Source organism: Agarivorans sp. OAG1, from assembly GCF_037076485.1.
In the GTDB taxonomy this organism is placed as follows: domain Bacteria; phylum Pseudomonadota; class Gammaproteobacteria; order Enterobacterales; family Celerinatantimonadaceae; genus Agarivorans; species Agarivorans albus.
Genome location: NZ_AP028990.1, coordinates 3,638,335 through 3,664,711, shown reverse-complemented (window position 1 = coordinate 3,664,711; position 26,377 = coordinate 3,638,335). Strand labels below are relative to the sequence as shown.

The following is a 26,377-nucleotide window of genomic DNA, read 5'->3' as shown; positions in this document are numbered from 1 at the left end:
ACACTATACTCCAAGTGCTAATGCTGTTGGAGTAGAAAATGACTGACTCGCTAGTCTTCCCCTTACAAGGTTTACGTTGTGCTGGCTGTGTTCGAAAGGTTGAAAAAATCATTTCGGAACATCCCGATGTAAGCGATGCATCGGTTAATTTGGCCTTAAATCAAGTTAGGCTTGATACCTCCAGCCCTGATGCATTGCCGCAACTTCGTAAACGGCTAAGTGAGCAAGGTTTTGATATTCCCTTTGTTCGTCACTGTTGGCAAATTGAAGGGTTAAACTGCGCAAGCTGTGTGAGTAAGTTAGAATCCGCTTTAGCCAAGCAACAAGGCATCGATAAAGTAAGTGTTAACTTAGCTTTAAATCAGCTTAGCTTTGAGCTTCTGCCAGATACACAAACTCTAGCTCAAGTTAAAAAAACGCTGGCTAGCAATGGCTTTAGCATTAAACAAAGCACCGCAAGCTCTCAGCCTAGTGCCAAACAAGTCATACCTTGGCGTTTTTTATTCAGCATAGCCTTGTCTATTCCATTGGTAATGCCAATGATATTTAGCAGTTTATCGCTTCCCGCATTGTGGCAGTTTCTGCTGGCCACGCCAGTGCAATTTTATGCAGGTTTGGCCTTTTATAAAGGCGCTTGGCAGGCCTTAAAGCAAGGCTCTAGCACTATGGATACCTTGGTGGTTATGGGCACCAGTACCGCGTACTTCTACAGTATTTACCTGTGGGTGAATGGCCAAACCGGGCATTTATATTTTGAGGCCGCTGCGGTCATTATCAGCTTAATTTTGCTGGGAAAATATTTAGAAACACGCGCCAAACAACAAGCGGCTAAAAGCATTGCCGATTTAGTGAAACTAAGCCCGCAACGTGCTTTAAAGCTGGATGCTAAAGGCATTGGTGAAGAAGTTGATGTAAGCGAGCTGTTGGTGGGCGATGTTATTTTGGTTAAACCAGGCGAGCAATTAGCAGCCGACGGCAAAGTAAGCTGGGGTAGCAGTGAGGTATCGGAAGCGGTGATTACCGGAGAAAGCCTGCCTTTACAAAAGGAAGTAGGGGACTCGGTGCTTGCGGGCAGCTTAAACGGTTCGGGTTTGCTGCAAGTTACTGTAAGCGCCGAGAATCGAAACAGCACACTAAGTAAAATCATTCAGCTGGTAAGCGAAGCCCAATCGGGTAAAGCGCCAATTCAAGGTTTAGTCGACAAAATTAGCCACTATTTTGTGCCAGTGGTGTTGATAATTGCCTTGGCGAGTCTGCTAGTTTGGACAATCTATGGCGATGTCAATCAGGGTCTTATTGCTGCTGTGTCGGTGTTGGTAATTGCCTGCCCTTGTGCCTTAGGTTTGGCTACGCCAACGGCTTTGGTGGCTGGCACCGGCAGAGGCGCAAAGCTTGGGATTTTGTATCGTAATATTCAAGCCTTAGAACTTAGTCATAAAGTAAGCGATGTAGTATTTGATAAAACAGGTACCTTAACTCAAGGTAAACCGAGCTTGGTAAAAAGCTTTAGCAGCAAACTAAACCAGCAAGAGCTGGTAACCCTAGCCGCGAGCGCTCAGCAAGGCAGCCAACACCCGTTAGCGAGTGCCTTGCTTAAAGCAGCCGAAGGCACGCCTTTACAGCTTTTACACTACTTTAATAGTTACCCAGGATTAGGCATAGAAGCTCAGTTAAGCAACGATAGCGGCTCTGAGCAGCGAGTATTTTTAGGAAATCAGCGCTTTGTGGCTCAGCAGCTAGCCGACAAGCTTATTGAACCTTTCTCTGCAGAACTACAAACGCAAGCTGAACAATGGCTGCAACAGGGGTTTACCGTTGTATATGTCGCAACAACCAACGAGTTACTTGGTCTATTGGCGTTTAAAGACGTAATTCGCCCTAACGCAAAACAAGCGGTGAGTTCGCTGCAAAAACTAAATCTAAGGATTCATTTATTAAGTGGTGACGCTAAGCCGGTTACTAAAGCCTTTGCTAAACAAGTCAACATTAAACACTGGCAAGCTGAGTTACTGCCAGCGCAGAAACTAGAACAGATAGGCAAACTGCAAGCGCAACATTCCACCGTTATGATGGTGGGGGATGGGGTTAACGACGCGCCAGCCTTAGCGCAAGCTGAGATAGGCATTGCCATGGGCGGAGGCAGTGATATTGCCCTTAATAGCGCCGATGTTGTGTTGATGCGAGATGATCCTTTATTGATTGCACAAGCCGTTGCGCTCGCCAAGCAAACTTGGCGAACCCTTCAGCAAAATTTATTTTGGGCTTTTATATACAACGTAATTGGTATTCCTATCGCAGCGATGGGCTTGCTTAACCCCGCTTTTGCTGGGGCGGCCATGGCCTTAAGTTCGGTGTGTGTGGTAAGTAATGCAGTGCGACTTAATTATTGGCAAAGCCCAATTAAAGCACTAAAGCAGGAGCAGCAGTAATGTTTAAAATTGGAGAAGTGGCCAAGCTAAGCGGTCTGTCGGTAAAAACGGTTCGCTACTACCACGATGTTGGTTTGGTTAAAGCCATAAAAGCCGACAATGGTTACCGGTATTATCGCCAAGAGCAAGTCACTCATTTACGCTTTTTAGGCAATTGCCGAGAGCTCGGTTTTAGCTTATTACAAAGCCAGCAGCTGTTGTCGTTGTATGTAGATAAGCAGCGCTGCGCCAGCGAAGTAAAGGCCATAGCCACTGAACACCTCTCCGAGATTGAGCAACGCATCGAGCAGCTGCAGCAACTACAGCAAAGCTTAACCAGCATGGTGAATTGCTGTCGCGGTGATGCTCGTCCGGATTGTCCGATAATCGATGGCTTAGCGGCTAGTTAAGCAATTAGCACCAATAGCGCTGTTTAATCTACTCGCTGAGGCTAAGTGGGAGGAATGCAAGGGCTTTATAGAGCCCGCTGTTAGCGTTTAATCTAACAAGTGACTTTAAACCAATTGCCAACCACGTCGATAATGTCTTGTTGCCACGGTTTTTTGAGGGCACTTGAGGGGTAGAGTAAAACGTAGCCAAGCCTTCCCGATTGCAATGCAAAATCAAGATCTAACGGAACTAGTTCGCTGTGATGTTTTTCAACCATGTTGGTAGGGAGTAGGGCAAATCCCTCTAACTCAAGAAGCTTAACTAGGGTCATTGCTTCACTCACCGAACTTGTTTGTGATGAAATAAGGGTTTGTTGGCCAAACATGCTTTGTTCAAGATCTTCCAACACAAATTGTCGATGAAGCTGTAGCTCTGGTAACGATACCTGCTGCTTGTTAGCAAGCGGAGAGCGTTTATGGGCGTAATAGTTAAACTCTGGATAACCCAGGTTGATGAAGCTTACTCCTGTATCTGGATGCAGAGCCCCTTGGTTTAGCGTGATGCAAAAATCAGCTTGTCCTTCTACCAATAGCGCTAATGCCATTTTTCGGGATCGTGACAGCCAATTGATTACCGTCATCGGGTGTTGAGAGCGAATTGCATGGTCCATTTGCTGTATTGCCGTGCTCGAAATGGAGGAGTCATGACAAATGGATATTTGTGTTTTATCGCCTAAATGTAGGCTATCGGTGGCAGATTCGAGGGCATTCATTTGATAAATGATCAGCCTAGAGGCGCGCACTAAGCTTTCCCCTTGTTCTGTCAACTTGGGGGCTTTTCCTTCTCTCTCAAAGAGAGCTATTCCCCAATCTATTTCAAGATCTGCTACTTGTCGATGAAGGGTAGAGCGGTCCTTATTTAGTTTTCTTGCTGCTTTACTAAATGACCCTTCTTCAGCAACCGCAACAAATGCACTTAGTTGATCAAATGATGCTCTCGGCACACTTAGCTCCTCATCGATATTTTACTTATGTTGCATATTATACAACGTAGGTGATTTTATTTGTTGTGAGTGAGTGGTTAAAGTCTTTTCAATATCGGAATGATTAAAAGGCGACAAAATGATAAGTAGCAAAAGCAAATTAATGGTAGCCCTGTTGGCGGCGTCGGCAGTTACTGCAATAGCAACTACCGCTGAGGCTTGTTCTCGAATTATTTGGGAGACCGAAAACCACGGGGTATTTGTGAGCCGTACGATGGATTGGATGGAAGAGAATCAACCGACCATAGAAGTTCGTCATTCAGGGCAGACTTACAAGGGGCATAGCAGTGAGCTAGGTAAAACTTGGACGTCTAAGTACGCTTCAATTGGCATGACACTATATGGTATCGGAATTGTTGATGGGTTTAATGAAGTAGGCTTCTCTGCAAATGGCTTGTTCTTAGACGAAGAATCGGCAGGTGATTTAGAGGGCGAATTAGCGCAGGTTTCAAATGCGGTGTTTGTGGCTTATTTACTGGATAACTTTGCGACTGTTGAAGAAGCTTTAGAAAATATCAATGAGATTGAGATTCAACAGTTTTCGCACAATGGTCATTCGATGCGTGGTCATTATTCTATTCAGGACAAAAATGGCGATTCTGCAATTCTTGAATTTGTTGATGAGGGCTGGAAAATTTATCACGGCAAGCAGTATGACGTAATGACTAATAGCCCTACATTCCAGCAGCATCTTACCAACTGGAGTGAAGCTCAACCAGCCTCTGAAGATGTGATAGATGGCGAATACCCAATACCAGGCAATATTAACTCTGCGCAGCGCTTTGTTTGGAACAAGTATATGAAATCGCAGCTAAAAGAGCCTACGAGTTACACAAACGGCTTGGCCAAGCTAGATAGCGTTACTTATAAAATTCCATTAGATGCTGCTAATCGCCCAGACGCTGCAGGTGTAATGCGTGGGTATGCAACTATTTACTCTGTGGGCTACAACCTTGATCAAAAAGTGATGCAAATTCGCTATCAATTTGGTGACGCTTACACCCATTTCTTTGTTGATTTTGAAAAACTGAATGACGGTAAAAATTACCACCTTGCCGCAGATAGCCCAGATTTATTTGGCGATGTGACGGGACAGTTTACCCAAAATAACGGTGTTATGGCGCACTACGCTACTCATTAATCCAGTCCCCTATTTGATTAGATACTGCGAAAAAGTTTAACGACTTGTTTCGGGGTTTCTATGACAGCAATTCTCTAGAAGTTCGCAAACCTATACAGGAGGCGTTTTCGCCTCCTTTCTTGGATAGTAAAATGACGTCAAAATACTTGGTACTGTTTGTATCACTCTCACTTTTTTCTTTAAATTCTTTCTCTGAAACCAGCGATAAAGAGATTGATCCTTCAGACCTCACAAGGGTTTACACTCAAGCCGCACTCATGGTGAGTGGTAATAGTAATGTTATGCCTGTCGGCATGATTTCCGGTGGATACAATAATGGTCATCAATTCGCCCTGCTTGCCGAAGCAAAATTTGGCAAGAGTGGAGAGAATGCTGACAATGAGTTTGGCTTAGAGTATGGCTCTTCTCGTTTTCAGTATTTTCAGGTTGCTGATACTGGCTCAAGCTTTATGCCAAGAGCAGGTCTCTCTGCTGACTATATCAATGTGTGCTCTTCCAGTATTAAGTCTGATTTACTCGCGTTGGGTGGGGTTGCAGCAATAAATCAGCAGTTCACACCTGGGTTTATGTTATTCCCGATGGCAGGTTATGTGTTTGGGAACATGGATATTAACGGCATTAAAGAAGATGTGGATGGCGTTAACCTATCTATTGCGGCATCTATACCAATTGGTGGCAATGGTGCATTTATGATGATTTGGCCTGAATACAGAAAGATGAGCGGGAACAGTATTAAAACTGAGAATGTATCAACAAAACTGATCCTTAACTCACCTCTAACCGATGACCGAAAATGGTGGATAAATACCCGTATTGAATTAGACAATTCACAGTTGAAGCTTGGCGAAGATAGCTTAGTAAAGCAGCGAAATTCTGATGTATATATGGGGATTAGATATTTTTTCTAGTTTAGCCAATTGATACAGGCTAAAGGTTTAACTGCGTCGCAGTCTAACCACCTTCATTATCTCAAACTCAAAGCCGGCGCGTAGTTGGTGGCTGGGGTAGTAGCTAAGATTAACCCGTGCACCTTTTAAGTCTTGGTAGCGTTGCTTGCGTTTGTAAACAAAGGGGACGTCGTAGCCCGCTATCATTAGGGTGTGTAAGATCCAGTCGCCTTCTTCGCGTTGCACGTGGGAGGCAACTTTCACATCTTCAGAATGGATTAGCGCTGGGCGCTTTTTGAGTAAGGTTTCTGGATCTTTTTTAAGCATTGTTAACTAGCCGTAAACACAAAGGTAAGCTGTTTCGGTTGGTACTTTTAGCTGAAACTTAGCATTGCCTGGTACGTTGAATTGTTGGCCGTCTTTAAAGCTTACCCATTCAGTTTCACCAGGAAGTTTAACAATCAATTCGCCAGCAACAACAACCATTAACTCAGGCTCAGCTGTACCAAATTCGTATTCACCTACAGCCATAACACCTACCGATGATGGCTTATCCTTGCCTGAAAACCCGATTGATTTTACTTGGCCGTCAAAGTACTCGTTGCTCTTTAACATCACATTTCCTTGTTTGAATCGATTGTGCAAAAACGCAGGCTAGCATAATGTTAGGCTATTTGGATCGACTAATGAGTTATTTGCATAATGAATGAACAGTTTCTATCGGCAAATGAGCCGTTTGATAAAACCTTATTGCTGAAGGTTGCCCGCCACAAAATGCCCTTTGGAAAATACGCTGGTCGAGAAATTATTCGCCTTCCCGAAGAGTACCTACTTTGGTTTGCCAACAACGATGGTTTTCCTAATGGAGAATTAGGTCAATTAATGGCATTAGCCCTTGAAATTCAAATAGCTGGCTTAGAAAAGATCATCTGGCCACTTATCGATACAAAACATCAATAACTTTCCTTGTTAACTGGTTGTTTTTCGTTCATCTCTTTGCTAGCGTGTTATTTCTAAATGCTTTTGTTCAGAACTTTAATCAAAATTTAACAGTTTATTGACGGTTTAGGGCTGATCTTATTGAGTATTTAGTAGAGAATGTAAAACGCTTTAGCAATGCTTGTTGATAGTCCAAAGTTTTTCCTGGTTCTAAATTTTTTAGGTGTGGTTAAATTTTTGTCGCTGGCTTGCCTAGCAAATACGTTAAATTGCACTTGGAATATGAGAGGACGATAATGTCAGGTCAGGGATTATCAGGAACCGTTAAATGGTTCAACGATGAAAAAGGTTTTGGTTTTATTGCACAAGAGAAAGGTCCGGACGTTTTTGTTCACTTTCGCGCTATCAACGGTAACGGTCGCCGTACCTTAACTGAAGGTCAAGCGGTAACGTTTGATGTTGTTCAAGGCCAAAAAGGCCCGCAAGCTGAAAACGTAACTGCCCTATAAACAACGCAGTTGTCTGTTTCAGTTAAAACGCTATCACTTAGATAGCGTTTTTTTTTGTTTACAGATACGACTAAGGTTGAATACTTATTGTATTGTCAGCTAGTTAGCTGCTTTGTTAATCTGATCCAGGGTCTGTTGGCCTTTCAAACAAAGTTAATCGCGAAAGATCAACAGACCCTCATAACAAATTGAAAGATTTTATAGCTGTTCAGGTCTGTGTAGGGCGATCAATTTCGACCTTATTCATTTTAAAAGGATAGGTTAGACCGTGATTTCAAAATCTTGTTTGGTGCCAGAGATGCAAACTATTGCCGATAGTTTTTGGCATTATTCGGAGCAGGTTTATTCAAGACCTGAAGTGAAGAAACTGTGTTTATGGTTACAAGAGCAACACACCCGTAATGTAAACCTACTGCTTTGGTTGAGCTTTTGCCAACAGCAACGCTGGACAGTTAATTTAGAGCTATTGCTCAGCCAAATTAATAATAGCGAACAGAAAATTACTGAGTTCCGCCGTTACCGGAAAAAAATGAAGCCCTACCTGAGTGAAACTCAATACCATTTATTACTAAAACATGAACTAAAGCTTGAACGTCGCCAGCAACAATTATTAGTACTCAGCCAGCAGCGCCACCCTGGGCGACAAACTGCTGACGTAGCCCTGACTAACTATCTTAATCAGGCTGAGGCTTCCGCCCAGTACTTAGCAACGATGAATTTAGCTATTCTGGACGGCAAGCTGCATAGCTAATATTCACTAGTGGACTTAGATTTAGGCTTCGGCCCAGTACTTAGCTGCTATACATTTAGTCGCAATGAACTTAGCCATTTTGGACGGCAAGCTGCATAGTTAAGACTAATTAGCGTAACTAGATTGAAGCTTCCGCCCAGTACTTAGCTGCCATATATTTAGTCGCAATGAACTTAGCCATTCTGGACGGAAAACTGCATAGCTAATATTCACTGGTGGACATAGATTTAGGCTTCAACCCAGCACTTAGCTGCTATATATTTAGTCGCAATGAACTTAGCCATTCTGGATGGCAAGCTGCATAGTTAAGACTAATTGGCGTAACTATGCAGCTGCAGCCCAGTACTTAGCTCTGATGTTGGTACAAGGTTTTGTATAAGCCAGTTTGTTCAATCAGCTGCTGATGTTCACCTACTTGGCTAATGGCGCCATCATCTAATACATAAATCAGATCGGCTTGTTTAATTGCACTTAAACGATGAGCAATTATTAGGGTGGTTCGCTGGTCTAAAAAGCCTTGCAGATTACGATGCAGTTTGGCTTCGGTATCGGTATCTAAGGCCGAGGTGGCTTCATCTAATACCACTACTTGCGGTTTAGCCAAGATCATTCGGGCTATCGCTAGACGCTGTTTTTGCCCTCCCGAAAGTCTTACGCCACTTCTGCCCACTATTGTGTCCAGGGTGTCGGGTAGCTTTTCAACAGTTGTTTGTAGCTCGGCAATAGCCAAGGCTTGCCACAGCTCATCATCACTGTGTTGGCGACCCATGTTGAGGTTTTCTCTAACCGTAGTATTAAACAGTATTGGCTGTTGTAATACTGTGGAGATATTACTGCGGATGGTGGAATAACCGATTTTTTCAATCGGGGCTTTATCTAACAAGATTTGGCCACTGTCTTTTTGGTATAGCCCCAGCAGCAGGTTCACCAAGGTAGATTTACCGCCGCCACTTACCGACACTACAGCGACTTTTTTACCTGCTGGCAGCGTTAGGCTAATGTCTTTTAGTACTGGGGATTCTACTGAGTAACTAAAGTTGACGTTCTTGAATTCAATGTCAAAGTTCTGTTGTTTAGCAAAGGGGTCTACTTCGCAAGGGTAGTGAGGTTCTTGTTTTAGCTCAAATAGTTGATTCAAGCGCGCTAATGCTGCGTTAGCACTAAAGTAGCTGTATTGAATGCTCAATATTTCTTGCACTGGTCCCATCATAAACCACAAGTAGCCAAATACTGCGAAGATTTGCCCTACGGTTAAATCAGAAAAGACCACCATTAACATGGCTATTGCGCGAAACACCTCAAAGCCAACAAGGAAGATAGTGAAGCTAAGGCGGTTTACTGCATCGGTCTTCCAATGCGAGGCAATGGCGTGGTCTTTTAGCTCGCCAGCGGCGCTAATTACTCGCGAAAAGTAATGGCCTTCTCGTTGTGTTGCGCGTAGTTGCTGAATGCTGTCTAAGGTTTCAATTAAGGCAAGCTGAAAGGCTTCAAAGGCGGCATTCTCTTTTTTCTTTAGTTCTTTTACATGGCTGCCAAAAGAGCGCGAGAAATAGATAACAGCTGGGTTGAGCAGCAAAATAATTAAGCCTAGCTGCCAGTCAATCCACAGCAAAATAACTGCCGTACCAACAATGGTGAGCAAGGCTACTAGAAACTTGGATAGGCTTTCGCTAATAAATTTATCTAGGGTTTCTACATCGGTAATACAACGGGCGCTTATGCCACCAGAGCCCTGAGTTTCATATTCGCGTAGTTCAACCTTGGGCAAGTGTTCGACCAAGCGCTGGCGGATCAAAAAACTAATCTGCTTACCAATAAAGGTGAATTGCCTAGCCTGCAATACACCAATCACTAGTGATGATAAACGTAAACAAACCACCACCAATAAAATAGTAAGAATATAACCAGTGGCGGTATGCCAGCCTTCGGGAAGTACTTGTTGAAGTACAGATATGGCTTTGCCTGGTTTTTCTAACAATACCTCGTCAACCAACAAAGGCATCATAAGTGGGATGGGTACACTCACTAAGGTAGCCAAAATGGCAATAAGGTGAGCGTAAACCAAGGGCTTTTTATAGTGGAAAATTTGTTGGCGAATGGTTGCCCAAGTAAAAGTAGCCGAGGAGACGTTTGAATGCATAATCTAAATAAGAATCTTTTTCATCTGTAATTTGGCAAGTCTACGGAGACTGAGATAAAAAAGCTAGAGGCTGCAAGCATTCTGGCTTGCAGCTAATTTGGCGAGTTGCAGTAAGACGCTAAGCCTTATTCTTCGCTAGTATCAATATCGCTGGCTTTTTGCGCCTTTTTCTGGCGAATAATAGGTGCATCGCCCATTTCGGTGCCGGCAGCAAAAGTTTTGTTGGTTTTCACCTTAGGTTTGCTGGTCTTCGCTTTTTTCTGGGTCTTCGCTTTTTGGGTATTTTTACTAAAGCTAGGCTTGGCATATTTAGGGCGTAAACCTTTAAATTTAGCGGCTAGACCCTCTAGGCTAATAAACTCTACTTTTTGCTCCAATAGTGCTTCTAGGGTTTTGAAGCTATACCAGTCTTTTGGTCCAACTAATGAGTAGGCTTGTCCAAGATTGCCTGCTCGGCCTGTTCGGCCAATGCGGTGCACATATTCTTCTACATGTTTAGGCATATCAAAGTTGATCACGTGAGAGACTTGCACAATATCCAGGCCGCGTGAGGCAAGGTCGGTCGTAAATAAAACCTTTTGGTGACCACGGCTAAATTCATCCATGATCTTGTTGCGTGCGCCTTGGCTTAAATCGGCATTTAAGGCCGAACAGCTGATACCTTGTTCGGTGAAAGCGTCGGCGAGGCGCTGAGTGTCGGCTCGTGTCGCAGTAAACACAATGGCTTGATTTACAGTGTCTTGTTTGAGTATCTCGGCAAGTTGCGCTTGTTTATGGTCGAGGTGATCACTTAACAAAAACTGCTGTTTAATGTCTTGATGCTGGGTAAAGCTAAAGCCCACCGCTATGCGCTCTGGTTCATTGAGCAACTCAAGGGCGAACGAGTTAATGGCTGCATCATCTAAGGTGGCCGAAAACATTAAGGTTTGACGCTTACGGTGGTTCGCTGCTTTGTTCACATAGTTAAGTTGCTCGGCAAAACCTAAATCTAACATTCGGTCGGCTTCGTCGAGGATTAGTAACTCAAGCCCGTCTAAAAACAAATGGCGCTTACTAAGGTGATCGGCTAAGCGACCTGGCGTTGCTACTACAACCTGTGGATCTTTACGTAGCAACTTACTTTGATCGTTAAAGTTTTCTCCGCCGGTGATAAGGCAGGCACGTGTTTGTGTATTGGCAATAAGCAACCGCAGCTGCGCAAATACTTGCTTAGCCAGCTCACGTGTGGGGGTTAAAATTAGCGTGCGTGCATCGCGCTTAGAGAGAGCTCGCGTTTTTAGCATACGCTGCATGGCTGGCAGCAAGTACGCTAGGGTTTTACCTGAACCTGTCTTAGATGATGCCAGTAGATCTTTGCCTACCATTGCCGCGGGAATTGCTCGAGCTTGGATCTCGGTGGTTTCACTAAAGCCAAGGTGCTCAATGGTTTTATTTAGGCGGGGATCTAAGCCCAGTTCAGTAAACTGCAAGTTGTAACTCTCTTCAAATGTATGTGATTGAGATTATAACCGTAAATGCTCTGGCTCACATTAAGGATTCGAGCTTTATTGAATTACTTAACCAACAATTCAGGTTTTTTGCGAAAAAAATGTAAGCAGTGATGAAAATGTTTACTTCATTAGCTAATTTATCCTTAGTTATTGATTTGTAGCATAACAGTTTAAAAAACAGGCACTTTTACTTGCTTAAGCGGGGTTGCCTTGCCATAGTTGAAAGCTGCAAGGATTAGCTTTAGCAAAGGATTGATAATGGCTGGTATTTCCGAAAAAGCGGCAAGTACGAAGCGGCGATTTTCGTTTCATATTCATCTCGTCAGTGTGATGATTTTAATGCTGATTACCAGTGGTTTGGTGATTGGCACTCTTAACTATTTTCATACCAGTGATATTGTTGCCGAGAATCAGGCTAGGGCCCTAGAGCAAGTAGGTCGCGCCACGGTCTCTGAGCTGGAAGGCGTAATGTTTCCAGCACAAAATTTTGTACATAGCTTGGCCGCGATGAACCTTACAATGGCTCAGCTTAACAACAGCCAACGTAGCTGGTTGCCAATGCTGTATTCAAGCTTAAGCCAACAGCGCGGATTATCAGCTGTTTATATGGGCTATGCCAACGGCGATTTCTACCTAGTTCGCCCCTTAGATACCTTAGAAAAACGTCAGCAAGTTAGTGCCCCAATCGGCTCAGTCGTGTTAGTTACAAAAATCGTTAATGGATATTCTAGTAACGTATTTTACGATAATGAATTGAGACCGCTTCGTGACCAAATAGACCGAAATTATCAGTTAGATCCACGTGAGCGCCCTTGGTATAAATTGGCCATTAATAGCCCCTCAATTGTTGCCACCGATCCCTATGTTTTTTACACCACCAAAGAAGTGGGGGTGACCTTTGCTCATGCCAATAAGCAACGCAACATGGTAGTGGGTGCAGATCTTACCTTAGCCAGTGTTTCTAAAAGCTTAGGTAAAAATAAGCTTAGCGAATCCTCGTTACTGGTGATGTTTAACAGTGACTATTCGGTACTGGCACACCAGCAGGCCTCGTGGATAGCAGATAACCTACAAGTCACCGAAGAAGAAGTTATTTTACCGCGTTTAGATAAACAAAATTTAGGGGTTCTTTCTCAGTTCTCTGATCATTCTGGTGCTGTTGATGGCGGCAGCTTTATTATTAACGGTGAGCATGAAGATTGGATTGGTCAAATTATTGAGCTTACCTTAGAGATCAATGCAGACCGTGAAAACGTAAAAATAGATAAGTTGTTTTTAGGGCTGGCTTCACCTGAAGACGAAATATTGATGGATGCTCGAGCGGCCCGCGATCAATCGGTTGTTTTTAGTATTTTCATTGTGCTGGTTTCAATACCTATTGCTTGGTATGTGTCGCGCTTGGTGGCTAAACCTTTACGTGAGTTAATGAATCAGAATGAAGCCATTATGGCCTTTGATTTTGATGCCACTAAGCAAGTTAACTCGGTGGTTTTAGAGGTTCATCAACTAAGCCGAATTACTGAACAGCTGAAGAAAACCATTAAACAGTTTTCTGATGTCTCTACCATGCTCGGTGAAGAAGATAACTTTGGTCGCTTGCTCGATAAAAGTGTGCAAGAAATGCAAACCATATTAGATATGGAGCAAGGCGCTATTTGGCTGAAGAACGATCAATTGTTCGAGCTGCAAACCAAAGCTCTTGAGGGCATGCAGCTGCCAAAAACCTTTACTTATGCCGATACTTTAACTCAGCCTTTGGTTAAGTATCTGCTCGACACCACCACCAGTTCAACCACCAAGTTTACCAGCCTAGATTACCAAGGTAAGCCGCTCAATTTAGTCGTATCTCCGTTGATCAATCGAGAAAACAAACTAGTGGGCATGATTGCAACATTTAGCCATCATCAGGCTAATGTCTCGCCACGTGTGCTGTCGTTTATTGATGCCTTAAGTAGTGTGGTAACAATCGCCATTGAAAATCGTCACTTAATTGAATCACAAAAGAACTTATTGGAATCTTTCATCAAACTTACCGCAGGAGCGATTGATGCTAAATCGCCCTATACCGGTGGCCATTGTCAACGCGTTCCAGAGCTTACCAAAATGTTAGCCAATGCAGCGGTAGAGCAGCAGCACGGTGTATTTGCCGACTTCTCGATGAATGAAGCACAATGGGAAGAGTTGTACATCGCCAGTTGGTTACATGACTGCGGTAAAGTTACCACCCCCGAATACGTAGTGGATAAAGCCACCAAGTTAGAAACCATTTACGATCGAATACATGAAGTTCGTATGCGCTTCGAAGTGCTTAAACGAGATGCTCAGTTGAGCTACTGGCAGCAGGTAGCGGGTGGGCTGCCGGAGCAAGAGCAAGAATCTTTGCAAGCCCAATTAGAACAGCAGTTAGCCACCTTAGATGAAGAGTTTGCCTTTGTGGCAAAATCTAATATTGGTGGTGAGTTTATGGGCGCTGAAGATATTGAGCGTTTGCATCAAATTGGCCTACGAACTTGGCAACGCACCATTGATGATAGCCTTGGTTTATCCCATATGGAGCTCGATCGTCGCGCTTCGCAAAGTACTCATTTACCGGCTACCGAAAAACTATTGGATGATAAACCAGAGCATATTATTTATCGTCGCGAAGATGAGAAGATTGATGCCGACAACCCTTGGGGCTTCAAACTTAAGGTACCCGAGTATAAATACAATCGTGGTGAACTTTATAACTTAAGCATTGCGCGTGGCACGCTTAGCGAAGAAGAACGCTACAAAATTAACGACCATATTGTGCAAACCATTATTATGTTGGAGAAACTGCCGTTCCCTCATCACTTGAGAAGAGTGCCAGAAATTGCCGGAGGACATCATGAGAAAATGGATGGTACTGGCTACCCGAAACAGCTTACCAAAGAGCAAATGCCTACCACTGCTCGAATGATGGCGGTGGCAGATATTTTTGAAGCCTTAACGGCAGTGGATAGGCCTTACAAAAAAGGTAAGAGCTTGAGTCAGTCACTGAAAATTATGCGCTTTATGTGTGATGACAAACATATTGATGCCGACATATTCAGGCTATTTTTGCACTCAGGAATTTACCTAGAGTACGCTAAAGCGTTCTTAAAACCAGAACAGATAGACGAGATAGACATAAACGACTACTTGCCCGATCAAGCTTAGGTTTACTCACCATTTATAATGAGTTAGTAAAAAGGGTGCTTAGCATTTTAGCCTGCACCCTTTTTTGTTCTTCATATGCACTAACAGCGACAACATTCAGCAGCTAGCTAATATTGGTACTAATCTCCAACGACAATATTGCGCCCGGCATCTTTGGCGTTATAAAGCAGCTCATCTGCTCGGTTGAGCTGCGCATCTAAATGTTCTTCAAGGTTATTGGTCACACCGATGCTAACGCTTATCGACAGTGGCGTATCGTTGTAAATAAACTCTGTGGTTGCCACTTGCTCACGAAATGCATCTAACAGTTGGTAGGCTTGTTCATTGTTTAGTCCCGCCATCGCCACACTAAATTCTTCGCCACCGGTACGGGCAAATAAGAAGTTAGACAGGCCTGATTTCATTAAGCTAGAGAAATGAATGAGTACTGCGTCACCTGCTTCATGGCCGTATTGGTCGTTAAACTTTTTGAAGTGGTCAATATCGAGTACTGCTACCGCAAGTTGAGAGTTTTTGTCCTCGGCTTTTTGGTGTAGTTTACGGCCGTGTTTAATAAAGAAACGGCGATTAGGAATCGCGGTTAAATAGTCTTGGTAAGCGGCTTTTTCCAGCTTTTCGACTAGTGCTAAAGTATGCAGGCTATGATTGACTCGACATTGAAACTCCTCAATAGAGAAGGGTTTGTGTAAGTAGTCGTTAGCCCCATTTTTAATGAATTTACTCGATACAGTTGCATTATCGGCAGAGGATAAACCTAGAATGCTGATCCGTCGTTGCCCCATTTCGTGGCGTACTTTTTGAACCAGTTGGAAACCATCCATATTTGGCATTTGATAGTCACTAATTAGCAACTTAATATCCGGATCATCTTGTAAATGCTTAAAGGCTTCCTGTCCGTCGTTCGCTTCAATTACTTGAAATAGATGGCGTTTTAGTAAACCACAGATATGTTTTCTTGCTAGTTCCGAGTCTTCGGCAACCAACACTTTGGTATTTTGGTTTAGGTAGAGTTGATTTAAGGTATCGAAGGCCAGCTCGTAGGAGTAACGTCCTTCTTTTAGCACATAGTCAACCACACCTTTTATAATTAGTAGGGATTGGGTTTGTTCATCAAAGGAGCCTGAAAGCACCACTGTTGGAATTTTGTTTTCCAATAGATAATCAACCAGTTCACCGTTTGGCGCATCGGGTAAGTTAAAATCCGCCAACGCAGCAAAAAAGCTACTTGGGTCGGCGCTGTAACTCTGCTTCGCTTGTTCTAAGCTAGAAGCAAAAATTGGCTCAAGATGGTTTAAACGTGAAGACAAATGGCGGAGAATTTTTAGTACTGTTGGGCTGTCTTCTACTATAAGAATTTTCTGCATAGCTTGCTTTCCTAAAAACTCACTTGATTATTGTGCTTTGGGTCAAATAAAACTGAATTTTGAAAAACTAATATAACAAAATAACTGTTTGATGCAGCGCAGTTTTTTTAATAAGTAATAACAAAAACTTACTAAGCTATATTGTTTTATACCTACTAAATACAATTGTAGATGGATTTATGGCTGCTGGTTTTGTTTAATCAATCAGACGTGAATATTGTCACTGATCGTTTCTTTAAGGAGATAGCGTGTACTGGGCTGAATTTTTAACCGTGGTTGTGGTGCATTTGTTAGCCGTGGCTTCGCCAGGGCCAGATCTAGCAGTAGTGCTAAAAAATAGTATTTCCCTTGGTCGTAGAGCCGCTATCTTTACCTCCCTTGGCGTAGGCTGTGGGATTATGGTTCATGTGATTTATTCGGTGCTGGGAATCGGCTTAATCATCTCTCAGTCGATTTGGTTGTTTAACGTGATTAAATGGTTAGGCGCTGCTTATTTGATTTGGATAGGTATTCAAGGCTTGCGAGCAAAGCGTCGTGATGCCGCAGATATTGAAGCGGATACGGGCCTTAGGCTTAGCGATAAAAGTGCCTTTTTAAGTGGTTTTATGACTAATGGCTTAAATCCTAAAGCGACCTTGTTTTTCTTGTCTTTATTTACTGTAGTTATTAGCCCAACCACGCCAATGCTGGTGCAGTTAGGCTATGGTTTATATATGGTTTTTGCTACAGCCTTATGGTTTGCCATGATCTCCTGGTTGTTTAGTACTGCCCGAGTTCGCCGTAAGTTTTTGCAGGTAGGACACTGGTTTGATCGCAGTATGGGTTTTGTTTTAGTGAGTTTGGGAATTCGTTTGCTTTTTAGTAGTCGAAACTAATAAGCATCATCAAAGACGCGGGAGATTTATGAAGGCAGCCACAAGGATAGGGCAATTAAAAATGCGCTGGCAGCAGGCCTCTGCTTGGCAAAAAGCTGGGGTGTATTTTGTAATAGTCTTTATGCTTTATGTTGTGCTGTCACTAAGCTTGTTACCTTGGGTGATCAAGCAGCAAGTAGAAAAGCAATTAACCGTTCTCACCGGTCACACAGTGACTCTGCAACAAGCAGATTTTCATCCGCTTAAGCTTTCCTTAACGCTGCGCCACTTTGCCATTAAAGAGCTTGATGAGCAGCAAGCTCAACCTTTGGCGAGCTTCGAGCGCCTCTATGTAGATTTCACCTTAAGCTCTTTGTTCTACTGGAGTTGGAACTTTGAAGCTTTAGAGTTAGACGGTTTGTTTTTCCACCTTAGCCGACTAAAAAATGGTGCACTAAATGTAGACAGTTTGTTTCCTAATACTGGCGAACCACAAGAGGCTGAACCTGAAAACAGCGAACAAGCTAGCGTTCCCCGTTTGCGGGTTAAACAATTTATGTTGCGCAACGCTCAATTAAAGTTAAGTGACTACCTGCCAGAGCAAGCTGTAGATTTCTCCATCTCTGATTTTGATTTATTGCTTAACGACTTTTATACCCAAAGAACCGGTGATGCAGCTAATGCCTATCGTATTGAAGCGCAAGTAGGCGAGCAGGGCCGTTTGGCCTGGAGTGGTGAAGTGGATTTGCCAGCTTCGCAGGTATCGGGTCAATTTTCTTTAGAAGAGTTTCAGCTGCCGCGGGTTTTTGCTTTTTTACGCCCTTATACCGATTTGCGAATCAACCAAGGCGCGGTAACGCTTAGCACTGATTATTTAATTGATTACCAACAACAGTTTCAGTTTACTACCAAACAAGGCCAGCTGAGCATTGAACAATTTGAGCTGAGTGCTTTTGAGGAAACTCGCGCTAAGTTCGAACAGCTCTTGCTCACTAATATTACTTTTGATTTGAACCAGCAACACCTGAGCTTAGGGGATATAGGCCTCAATCAAGGTTTACTCACTGCCAACTTTGACCAGCACTCTGAGCTAGATTGGCTCTCGTGGTTTCATTTTGAAAAGCTGGTGGCTGAAACTCAAACTCCTGAAGCTGGCGAGAAAAGTGATTCTGCTCCGGCGGTTGAGCAGGAAGAACCCGCTACTAGTGAGTCTTCTTGGGTGCTAAGCAACAACAGCATTAAGGTGAGTGACTTTGAACTAAGGCTAGGTGAAGCTTGGTTAGGTAGCACTAAACAGCATCAATTATTGTTACAAGCGCTTAGCCTTAGCGGGTTCTCTAGTGATATGCAGCAAACCACGGAATTAACGCTTGATGCTAGTTTGTACCAGCAGAGTCCACTCAATGCAAAGTTAGCCTTTAGTGGCCCAGAGCAGCGTTTAACTGGTCAAGTAAGCCTTAGCCAATTGGCGCTAACGCAACTTGAAAAATGGTATTCCCCCTTTGTTCGCTTAGATATAGACAGTGGCCAACTGGCCTTAAGTAGCGAGTTAGATATGCAGCTGGCAGACAGCTTTGCTCTTACTAGCTCTAACGGGCGTTTGGCCTTATCGCAAGTGAATCTGGCGGTGCCACAACATCCAGAAAACTTGCATTGGCTGGCGGCCAATGACGTTGTTGCCGACGGTATAGGTGTCAATCTAACTAAGCAAACCGTTGATATTGCGAGTCTTAGCAGTGAAGCCTTAGAGTTTATTGCCAGCCTCGATGAGCAAGGCAACTTGGACATTATTGAATACCTAGGTTTTGCAGCAAGTAAAAACAGCGAAAACAGCCCAACCGAATTCGAACCTGAGCCGCAAAGCGATCAAATCTCAGGGTCTGAGTTAACGAGTCTCGATGAAGCCAGTGACGTTTCTTTAGATGCGCAAACTAAGCCAGAACTTGCACAAAATGCAGTGGCAGCAGAAGAAACTGACGCTACTGCACGTGAAGAGCAAGCAGGGTGGTTGGTTAGCATTGCCCAGTTAAGCGCGGCTGATTCACGTTTTAGTTTGAGTGAGATGTATTCAGGGCAAGAGCTTAAGCACCAACTAAACGCCCCTTTAATTGAGCTTTCAAATATAAGCTCCGATATGAGTTCTTCGATGACGATAGCCGCCAAACTACAAGCCGAGCAGGGAGGGGAGCTCGCTATTGATGGGGAAATTGCACTTGCCAATAAACAAGCAGATTTAACGCTTAAAGCTACGCAGTTTGGTTTGGCTTTTTATCAAGCCTACTTAGCGCAATACACTGAGTTAAAACTAGAGTCGGCCAAGTTTAATACCGACATGCAAGTGCAATTAGATTGGCAAGAGCAATTTGGATTGGCTTTAAAAGGCCCGCTCAGCATTGATGAACTGCATTTAAAAGACGCAAGGGAGCAGTCGGATTTACTCAAATGGTCTGAGTTAAATCTTAGCAAATTGGACCTAGATACTCGCCAACGCCGCCTTGCTTTGGGTGAGCTTAACTTTATTCAACCCTACTTCTTAATTGAGGTATCAGAAGACTTTTCCACTAATTTGGCGGGGATTGTAAAGTCACCCGAAGAGGGTGAAAGCTCGGTTGAGCAGCGAAGCGAAGAGCTCGAGGAACAAGCCAGTGAGCCAGTAGCTGCAAATGATTCAGCAAGCTGGCAAATTAGCATTGCGCAAACGCAGTTTAGCCAAGGCTTGGTCGACTTTGCTGATTACTCATTAGACCCAAACTTTGCCGCCAAGATTGAAAAGGTAGAGGGTAAAATTGGCAGCTTAAATCAAGACGCTAGCCAGCCTGCCGAAGTGAGCCTAAGCGGTGAAGTGGACGGTTATGCTCCGGTAAGTTTTGCAGGTGAAATTGCCCCTCTTGCTGCAGACCCTGCTTTTGATGCCGCACTAGATTTTAAACATTTAGAACTTACTCGCTTAAACGCCTATTCGGGCACCTATGCCGGCTACGTGATTGAGCGTGGACAAATGTCTTTAGCCCTGGCTTATAAACTTAAGCAAAGCCAGCTACAGGGCAGCAATCAAGTTTACATAGAGCAACTGCAATTGGGGAAACGCACCAATAGCGAAAAGGCTACTTCGCTACCGGTGGAGCTTGCGATTGCGCTACTAGAAGATGACCAAGGTGTGATAGACCTAGGTTTAGAAGTTAGCGGCGATGTTAATGATCCAGACTTTAATGTTGGTGGATTGGTGTTCAAGGCCTTAGGTGGCGCGCTGAAAAAAATCGTTACCTCACCCTTTGCTTTAATTGGTTCGCTAATTGGTAGTGACGAAACCTTAAATGAAGTGAGTTTTGTTGCTGGCAGTAGCGAGATTGAGCAGCAACAGCTTACTCAACTTGGCCAATTGGCCGAAGGCTTAAAAAAACGTCCGCAGCTAAAAATTGCTTTAGTTGGCTCCATCGATCCAGCTCAAGATATTCCAGCTCTCAAAAGACAAGCGCTCGCTGTACAGCTTAATCAACAGGCTAATTTGGATATAGCGCCGCAAGATATCAGTTTAAGTGCAGTACTCGAGAATCGCAGTTTACGAACTGCTCTTGTTAACTTGGCACAAGTCAACATAGAAGAAGCAAGCCGTAATGAAGATCGCCAGCAGCTAACCCAAAGCTTACAAGAGCAAGAGCAGCTTAGTCCCGAGCGTTTAAATCAAGAGTTACACAGCTTGTGGTATCAACGATTAGTTGACCAACAAACCCTTAATGATGGCGATTTAGAAAGCTTCGCGGAGCAACGAGCGATTGCGGTGAAAGATGTTCTCACCGAACAAAACGAATTAGCCATTGATCGCGCTTTTGTACAGCGCCAAGCGCTCGACAAGCAAAGCGGCAAGATGTTGGTAACCTTAAGTATTATTGCTGATTAATCGCGAAAGCTTGTTTTAAACCTTGTTCGGGCGATAATGTCACTGATTTTGTAAGGAAAAGCAGTATGCAAAAGCTCCTACTCGTGGCCGAACACAGCGATTTTATAGTAGTTAATAAACCCAGTGGTATTAACTTTCATACCGAGTCTGGCGAGTTGGGGCTGGTTGAGTTGGCGCGCCAACAATTTGCCTTAGAGTTATGGCCAGTACATCGTTTAGATAAGCTAACCTCTGGCTTGTTACTGTTAGCCAAAAATAAATCGGCAGCTGCGCGTTTTCAAGAGCTGTTTAGCCAAGGCTTAGTCAATAAATTCTACTTAGCTTTAGCCTCTAACAAACCTAAAAAGAAACAGGGCTTGATTAAAGGCGATATGCTGAAAGCGCGCAACGGAAGTTGGAAGCTCGGGCATACTAACGATAACCCAGCGATTACCCAGTTTTTTAGCTTTGCGCTGTTACCCAAACGTCGTTTGTTTTTATTAAAACCTCATACTGGGCGTACCCATCAATTGCGGGTTGCCCTTAAAAGTTTAGGCGCGCCAATACTGGGTGATACGCGTTATGGTGGCGAAGTGGCAGAGCGAGGTTATTTGCATGCTTTTGGCCTGCAGTTTAATTGGGGTGAACAATCTCTTCATTATGCAGCTTTAGATAATCTTGATGGGGATTTTGAGCGGTTTGAAATCGCTGAAAAAATTGCCAGTTTAGCTAAGCCTTGGGAAGTGGCCTTCCCGCAACTTAAGCGTAGTTAAGCTAACAACTCCGTCGTTTCTTAAGCCTAAAAAAGAGCCGCATAAAGCGGCTCAAAAGTTAGGGGCTGTTGATCTTTGCGGATGGTTTTTGCAGCAATTAATTAGCCATTTAGGCAAGGTAGTGAGTGTGCAGTTAAGTGGGCTTAATAATCACTCGCTAACGCTGAATAAATGGCTAAGAAATGCTGCCCGAAGGGTTCGGATAAGCGAACTTTACTCTTTGTTAAGCACTTCTTGCTTAGCCCACTAGGCTTTTAAGTGCTCGCCGCGATTAAAGCCCGCTTATCTCGAACAAAATTTCAACACCAAAGATCAACAGACCCTAAGGATGATATTAAGCCTCTTTGGCCGAATTTAGTTTAGTTATTTCGTCTAACTCTTCATCCAAATCGTCTTCACCAATGCCTTTTAGTTTGGCTATTAGCAAACCGGTAATCACTAAGGTAGTCACTACCCCTGCCACCGTCGAAATAGTCATTGGTAGCCCAAAGCCCAAAGTGCTTGAGTTTAGGATGAAGGTCACCACTACTGTTGTCATAAACATTGCGGGAACAGTGGTTATCCAGTGGAATTTGTCATTACGCAATAAGTAAGCGGTTGCCGTCCATAACATCATTACAGCGGTTGTTTGGTTAGCAAAGCCGAAGTAGCGCCAAATTACTCCAAAATCTACTTGAGTAAGAATGCCACCAATAATGAAAATTGGCAGGGCAATCATTAAGCGGTTTTTAACCGGTTTTTGAGAAAGATTAAAGTACTCTGCCAAAATTAAGCGGCTTGAACGAAACGCCGTATCGCCAGAAGTAATAGGTAAAATCACCACACCTAAGAAGGCTAAGATACCGCCAAATACACCCAGTAAACCAAATGATGCGTCGTAAACAACTTTACCTGGCCCACCGCTGGCAACTGCTGCTTGTAAACCTTCCATTGAGTTGAAGAAAGACAGCGCAATAGCACACCAAATCAAGGCAATGACACCTTCGCCAATCATTGCACCGTAAAATACAAAACGGCCACTTTTTTCATTCTCTACACAACGAGCCATTAACGGTGACTGCGTGGCATGAAAGCCTGAAATTGCGCCACAAGCAATGGTAATGAATAAGGCCGGCCATAACGGTAAGTCATTTGGATTCATGTTGGTGAACATTTGGCTTACTTCAAAGCTGCCCATTACTTGGTGCTCACTCGAGAAAGCCACTGCGGTAATTAGGCCTACCGACATAAAGATAAGTAATGCACCAAACAGTGGGTAGAAGCGGCCAATAATTTTGTCGATGGGAACGATGGTGGCAATGATGTAGTAAACAAAAATGATACTAACCATAGTGCCTAAACCAAGGCTTATACCAGCTTGGTCGTTAATAAGGTTAGTTAACATGCCTGCTGGAGCGGATACAAATACTACGCCTACCAGTAGCAACAGCACAATGGCAAAAATATTCATGAAGTGGCGAGCACTTTTACCTAGGTATCGCCCAGATAATGCCGGTACCGATGCACCGCCATTGCGAACCGACAACATGCCTGAGAAGTAGTCGTGAGTTGCGCCAGCAAAAATACAGCCTACCACAATCCATAACATCGCCGCTGGGCCGTATAAGGCACCCATTATAGGACCAAAAATAGGGCCCACACCCGCAATGTTAAGCAGCTGGATTAAATAAACTTTTTTCTTCGACATTGGCACAAAGTCCACACCATCTTGCTTCGCGTAAGCGGGTGTTTGTCGTTGTTCTTTAATGCCAAAAACCTTCTCTACAAAGGCGCCGTAAATGAAGTAGCCGCCGAGCAACGCTGCGACGCAAAATAGAAACCAAAGCATGTCATCCTCTCAGTACTTAGTTGTAATCAAGGCCAGTGTATTTATTCGCAAGTCGCTATTCAGTAGTCGCTTTGGTGAGTGGTGCTATTTCTTGGTAAGTGGTCGAAATAGCACTTAAGTGGTGTTGATTAATTTAACAATGTTATAAGCCAAAATACTCTTTAATTGCTTTGAAGTAGCGACGGCTAACGACTAACTGTTAACTGTGCGCCACTATTAGTAAACAGCACCGTTTCTTGGCTAGTCGTTGAGATAGCACCTAAGTGGTGTTGGCTAATTGAACAATGTTATAAGCCAAAATGCTCTTTAATTGCTTTGAAGTAGCGACGACTTACCGGTAACTGTGCGCCACTTTTAGTGAACAGCACCGCACCGCCATTATCTTCTAAAGAGATTTCGGAAATGGCTTCCACGTTAACCAAGTGTTGGCGATGGCAACGTAACAAAGGGGATTTGTCTTCAAGTACTTTTAGCGTTAGCTGGGTATGGTAGGTGCCATTTTCGGTGGCAACATGCACACCGCTTATATCGCTTGAAGCATGCTCGATATCTTCTAAGCGGATCAGTTTTACTCGTTGTTGGTAATAACAGGGTATTAATCTAAGTTGTTGCTCTTTGAGCATGGTTTGGTAGGAGTGATTAACTGCTGAATCAGCTTCGGTTTGCTTGATGGAAGGCAGGCGCTCTTTTAAGCGTTTAATCGACTTACACAAACGTTCCGAGTCAATCGGCTTGAGTAAGTAATCCACGGCATTTTGTTCGAAGGCATCCAGAGCAAATTGATCGTAAGCGGTCACAAATACAATCGCTGGCGCATTGTCGCTGTCAATCATATTCGCCAGTTCTAAACCGCTAATTTGTGGCATTTCTATATCTAAAAACAATACCTCGGCTTGCAGTTGCTTAAGGTGCTTTAAACACTCTATGGCGTTGCCAAATTGCGCGACGACTTCAATTTCAGGGTAGCTTTGTAGCATCTCCTGGAGTTCTTCTCTGGCTAAGGGTTCATCGTCGACAATGATCGCTCTCATTGGTTAGGCTCCTTGGGCAGTGAAATAATCACCCGAGTATATTGGTTTAGCTGACATTCAACTTGTAACGCGAATGATGCACCAAAGGCATTACGTAAGCGAGTATCCACAATATGCATGCCTAATCCTTCGCTGGTGGCTTGCTCTGGTTTTTGATAGAGACCGGCGTTATCTTCAACTACCAATTGTTTAACTCCATTGTTTAGCCGGCTATAAATGGTGATTTTGCCGGTTTCAAGTAAATGAGCTGTGCCGTGTTTAATGGCGTTTTCCACTAAAGGTTGCAGGGTAAAAGTGGGTAGTTCAAGTTGCATAAATGCTTCGTCGATGTCTTGTTTTATCACCAATCGGTCGGCAAAGCGCACTTGCTCAATATGCAGATAAGCATTTACATGTTCTAGCTCGGCACTCACCAAACTGGTTTGCTGATTGCGTTTTAAATTAATCCGCAAGAACAAGGCTAAATCAGCAATAAGCTGACGGGCAGAGCTGGCGTCGCGTTTTACCACTGCGCTGATTGTATTTAAGGCGTTAAACAAAAAGTGTGGGTTAATTTGGGCGCGCGCCAGTTTTAGCTCAGCTTCGGTGAGTAGTTGTTGCTGTTGCTGAACATGGCTATCACGTAATTGTTCGGCAATCACCTTGGCAATACCTTCTCCTAAGGCGCGGTTAATGTGTAAAAACAAGCGGCGTTTCGACTCATAGAGTTTCACTGTGCCAATCACATCGTTCTCGCTGCCGCGAATCGGCACCACTAATGATGAGCCTAGTGGGCACTTATCGCTGGAGCTGCATTGATAAGGCTCTTCAACACCGTCGGCAAATACTACTCGGTTTTCGTTAATTGCTTGGTGAGTTTGTTTGGATGCAATAGGGCGACCCGCGTGGTGGTGATCACTTCCTAAGCCTTTAAAAGCTAAAACCTGTTGGGTATCGGTAATAGCGACCGCAGAAACCCCGGTTTCTTCATGAATGATATTGGCGATACGCACCGCATCTTGTTGTTTGAAACCTTGATGAAAGACACCTACCATGCGTTGCGCAAGGTTAAGCGCTTTAGCTGAAGAATGACTACTAAATTTGTCATAAAGACGGCGGCGGTCGCGAATCATCATCATGAATAAAGCGGCGCCAACAGAATTGGCTAAAACCATAGGAAGGGCGATAACTTCTACTAAGGCTAGTGCCTGCTCAAAGGGTTTAGCAATCAGCAAAATTAGTAACATTTGCAGGGTTTCGGCGATTAAGGTTGCAACAAAGGCAATAGTGGGCGAAAACAAATGTTCGTTGTGCAAGCTGCGCCTGCGGATCCATAAATGAAATAAGCCGCCAACTAAACCTTCAAGCGTGGTTGAAACTGCGCAGGCTACGTCGGTAAATCCGCCCATAAAGTAGCGATGCATGCCTCCGGTAAAACCTACCAGCAAACCCAGTACTGGGCCGCCAAATAAACCACCAAGCACGGCGCCAACTGCACGAGTATTAGCAATGGCGTCGTCAATCGCCAAACCAAAATAGGAGCCTAGAATACAGAAGCCCGAAAACAAGCAATAAATGGTGAGCGTATTCGGTAAGCGTGGCGACAGATTAGTAAGCGGAAGGAAGGCCGGCGTTTTACTCAGCAGGTAGGCAATGACCAGAAAAACGCTCATTTGTTGGGCTAAAGACAATAGCAGGGAAAAATCACTCAATATCATCAGCTATTAAAGCCTCGCTAGTTGGCGAAAGGATATCTGGCATTCACAGTAGATAGCAGCATATTAGCATACTGTT

General features: G+C 43.9%; 20 protein-coding genes. 11 read left to right on the top strand and 9 right to left on the bottom strand.

The annotated features are described in order from the left end of the window. Positions 1-38 precede the first annotated feature (38 nt). Positions 39-2,429 (top strand): heavy metal translocating P-type ATPase, encoded by a 2,391-nt coding sequence (locus OAG1_RS16675; protein WP_338622072.1) that lies wholly within the window; start codon positions 39-41, stop codon positions 2,427-2,429. Then, positions 2,429-2,818, top strand: coding sequence for a MerR family transcriptional regulator (locus OAG1_RS16670; protein ID WP_016400367.1), 390 nt, complete (start codon positions 2,429-2,431; stop codon positions 2,816-2,818). Before OAG1_RS16675 ends, OAG1_RS16670 begins: the two co-directional genes overlap by 1 nt. Before the next feature lie 92 nt (positions 2,819-2,910). Here the strand turns inward: OAG1_RS16670 and OAG1_RS16665 are convergent, their stop codons facing one another. Continuing rightward, positions 2,911-3,801, bottom strand: a complete 891-nt coding sequence (locus OAG1_RS16665) for a LysR family transcriptional regulator (RefSeq protein WP_338622071.1) — start codon at positions 3,799-3,801, stop codon at positions 2,911-2,913. Positions 3,802-3,919: 118 nt separating this feature from the next. Between OAG1_RS16665 and OAG1_RS16660 the strand changes: the two genes are divergently transcribed. Together OAG1_RS16660 and OAG1_RS16655 are read left to right on the top strand one after the other, a co-directional pair. Then, positions 3,920-4,981 carry a linear amide C-N hydrolase gene (locus tag OAG1_RS16660; protein WP_338622070.1) on the top strand — a complete coding sequence of 354 codons (1,062 nt, stop codon included), beginning with the start codon at positions 3,920-3,922 and terminating at the stop codon, positions 4,979-4,981. Positions 4,982-5,112: 131 nt separating this feature from the next. Next, positions 5,113-5,889: a hypothetical protein gene (locus tag OAG1_RS16655; protein ID WP_338622069.1), complete on the top strand. Its 777-nt coding sequence runs from the start codon at positions 5,113-5,115 to the stop codon at positions 5,887-5,889. A gap of 27 nt (positions 5,890-5,916) precedes the next feature. Here the strand turns inward: OAG1_RS16655 and OAG1_RS16650 are convergent, their stop codons facing one another. Beyond that, positions 5,917-6,195: a hypothetical protein gene (locus tag OAG1_RS16650; RefSeq protein ID WP_016400363.1), complete on the bottom strand. Its 279-nt coding sequence runs from the start codon at positions 6,193-6,195 to the stop codon at positions 5,917-5,919. A 6-nt stretch (positions 6,196-6,201) separates the two neighbouring features. Then, positions 6,202-6,483: a pyrimidine/purine nucleoside phosphorylase gene (locus tag OAG1_RS16645; RefSeq protein WP_016400362.1), complete on the bottom strand. Its 282-nt coding sequence runs from the start codon at positions 6,481-6,483 to the stop codon at positions 6,202-6,204. A gap of 87 nt (positions 6,484-6,570) precedes the next feature. On the opposite strand from OAG1_RS16645, the gene OAG1_RS16640 reads away from it, so the two are divergent. From OAG1_RS16640 to OAG1_RS16630, 3 genes are all read left to right on the top strand, one after another. Further along, the gene (locus OAG1_RS16640) at positions 6,571-6,828 is read left to right on the top strand and encodes a DUF3820 family protein (protein WP_016400361.1); all 258 of its coding nucleotides are present in this window, start codon (positions 6,571-6,573) and stop codon (positions 6,826-6,828) included. A gap of 275 nt (positions 6,829-7,103) precedes the next feature. Next, positions 7,104-7,316, top strand: a complete 213-nt coding sequence (locus OAG1_RS16635; protein ID WP_016400359.1) for a cold shock domain-containing protein — start codon at positions 7,104-7,106, stop codon at positions 7,314-7,316. Positions 7,317-7,584: 268 nt separating this feature from the next. Further along, complete coding sequence (locus OAG1_RS16630) at positions 7,585-8,067, top strand: TIGR02444 family protein (RefSeq protein ID WP_338622068.1); 483 nt, start codon at positions 7,585-7,587, stop codon at positions 8,065-8,067. 346 nt (positions 8,068-8,413) lie between these two features. Here the strand turns inward: OAG1_RS16630 and OAG1_RS16625 are convergent, their stop codons facing one another. Both OAG1_RS16625 and OAG1_RS16620 read right to left on the bottom strand, forming a co-directional pair. Next, positions 8,414-10,207, bottom strand: a complete 1,794-nt coding sequence (locus tag OAG1_RS16625; protein WP_338622067.1) for an ABC transporter ATP-binding protein — start codon at positions 10,205-10,207, stop codon at positions 8,414-8,416. Positions 10,208-10,332: 125 nt separating this feature from the next. After that, a complete protein-coding gene (locus OAG1_RS16620) occupies positions 10,333-11,676 on the bottom strand; it encodes a DEAD/DEAH box helicase (RefSeq protein ID WP_338622066.1) in 1,344 nt (447 codons plus the stop codon). A gap of 279 nt (positions 11,677-11,955) precedes the next feature. Between OAG1_RS16620 and OAG1_RS16615 the strand changes: the two genes are divergently transcribed. Beyond that, positions 11,956-14,877 carry an HD domain-containing phosphohydrolase gene (locus OAG1_RS16615; RefSeq protein WP_338622065.1) on the top strand — a complete coding sequence of 974 codons (2,922 nt, stop codon included), beginning with the start codon at positions 11,956-11,958 and terminating at the stop codon, positions 14,875-14,877. Positions 14,878-14,996: 119 nt separating this feature from the next. Here OAG1_RS16615 and OAG1_RS16610 read toward each other — a convergent pair whose 3' ends face one another. After that, entirely contained in the window at positions 14,997-16,241 is a 1,245-nt protein-coding gene (locus OAG1_RS16610; RefSeq protein WP_338622064.1) for a diguanylate cyclase, read from the bottom strand. 248 nt (positions 16,242-16,489) lie between these two features. Between OAG1_RS16610 and OAG1_RS16605 the strand changes: the two genes are divergently transcribed. The 3 genes from OAG1_RS16605 (at position 16,490) to OAG1_RS16595 (ending at position 21,745) form a co-directional block, all read left to right on the top strand. Then, the gene (locus tag OAG1_RS16605) at positions 16,490-17,116 is read left to right on the top strand and encodes a LysE family transporter (RefSeq protein WP_016400353.1); all 627 of its coding nucleotides are present in this window, start codon (positions 16,490-16,492) and stop codon (positions 17,114-17,116) included. A 28-nt stretch (positions 17,117-17,144) separates the two neighbouring features. Then, positions 17,145-20,993 (top strand): DUF748 domain-containing protein, encoded by a 3,849-nt coding sequence (locus tag OAG1_RS16600; RefSeq protein WP_338622063.1) that lies wholly within the window; start codon positions 17,145-17,147, stop codon positions 20,991-20,993. A 65-nt stretch (positions 20,994-21,058) separates the two neighbouring features. Continuing rightward, positions 21,059-21,745, top strand: coding sequence for a TIGR01621 family pseudouridine synthase (locus OAG1_RS16595; RefSeq protein ID WP_338622062.1), 687 nt, complete (start codon positions 21,059-21,061; stop codon positions 21,743-21,745). 334 nt (positions 21,746-22,079) lie between these two features. On the opposite strand, the gene OAG1_RS16590 is transcribed toward OAG1_RS16595, so the two are convergent. The 3 genes from OAG1_RS16590 to OAG1_RS16580 form a co-directional block, all read right to left on the bottom strand. Further along, positions 22,080-23,573: a carbon starvation protein A gene (locus OAG1_RS16590; RefSeq protein ID WP_338622061.1), complete on the bottom strand. Its 1,494-nt coding sequence runs from the start codon at positions 23,571-23,573 to the stop codon at positions 22,080-22,082. Between the two features lie 287 nt (positions 23,574-23,860). After that, on the bottom strand, positions 23,861-24,604 hold the full coding sequence (btsR, locus tag OAG1_RS16585; RefSeq protein WP_338622060.1) for a two-component system response regulator BtsR: 744 nt from the start codon (positions 24,602-24,604) through the stop codon (positions 23,861-23,863). Further along, complete coding sequence (locus tag OAG1_RS16580; protein ID WP_338622059.1) at positions 24,601-26,301, bottom strand: sensor histidine kinase; 1,701 nt, start codon at positions 26,299-26,301, stop codon at positions 24,601-24,603. The genes btsR and OAG1_RS16580 overlap by 4 nt, the downstream gene beginning before the upstream one ends. Between the last annotated feature and the right edge of the window lie 76 nt (positions 26,302-26,377).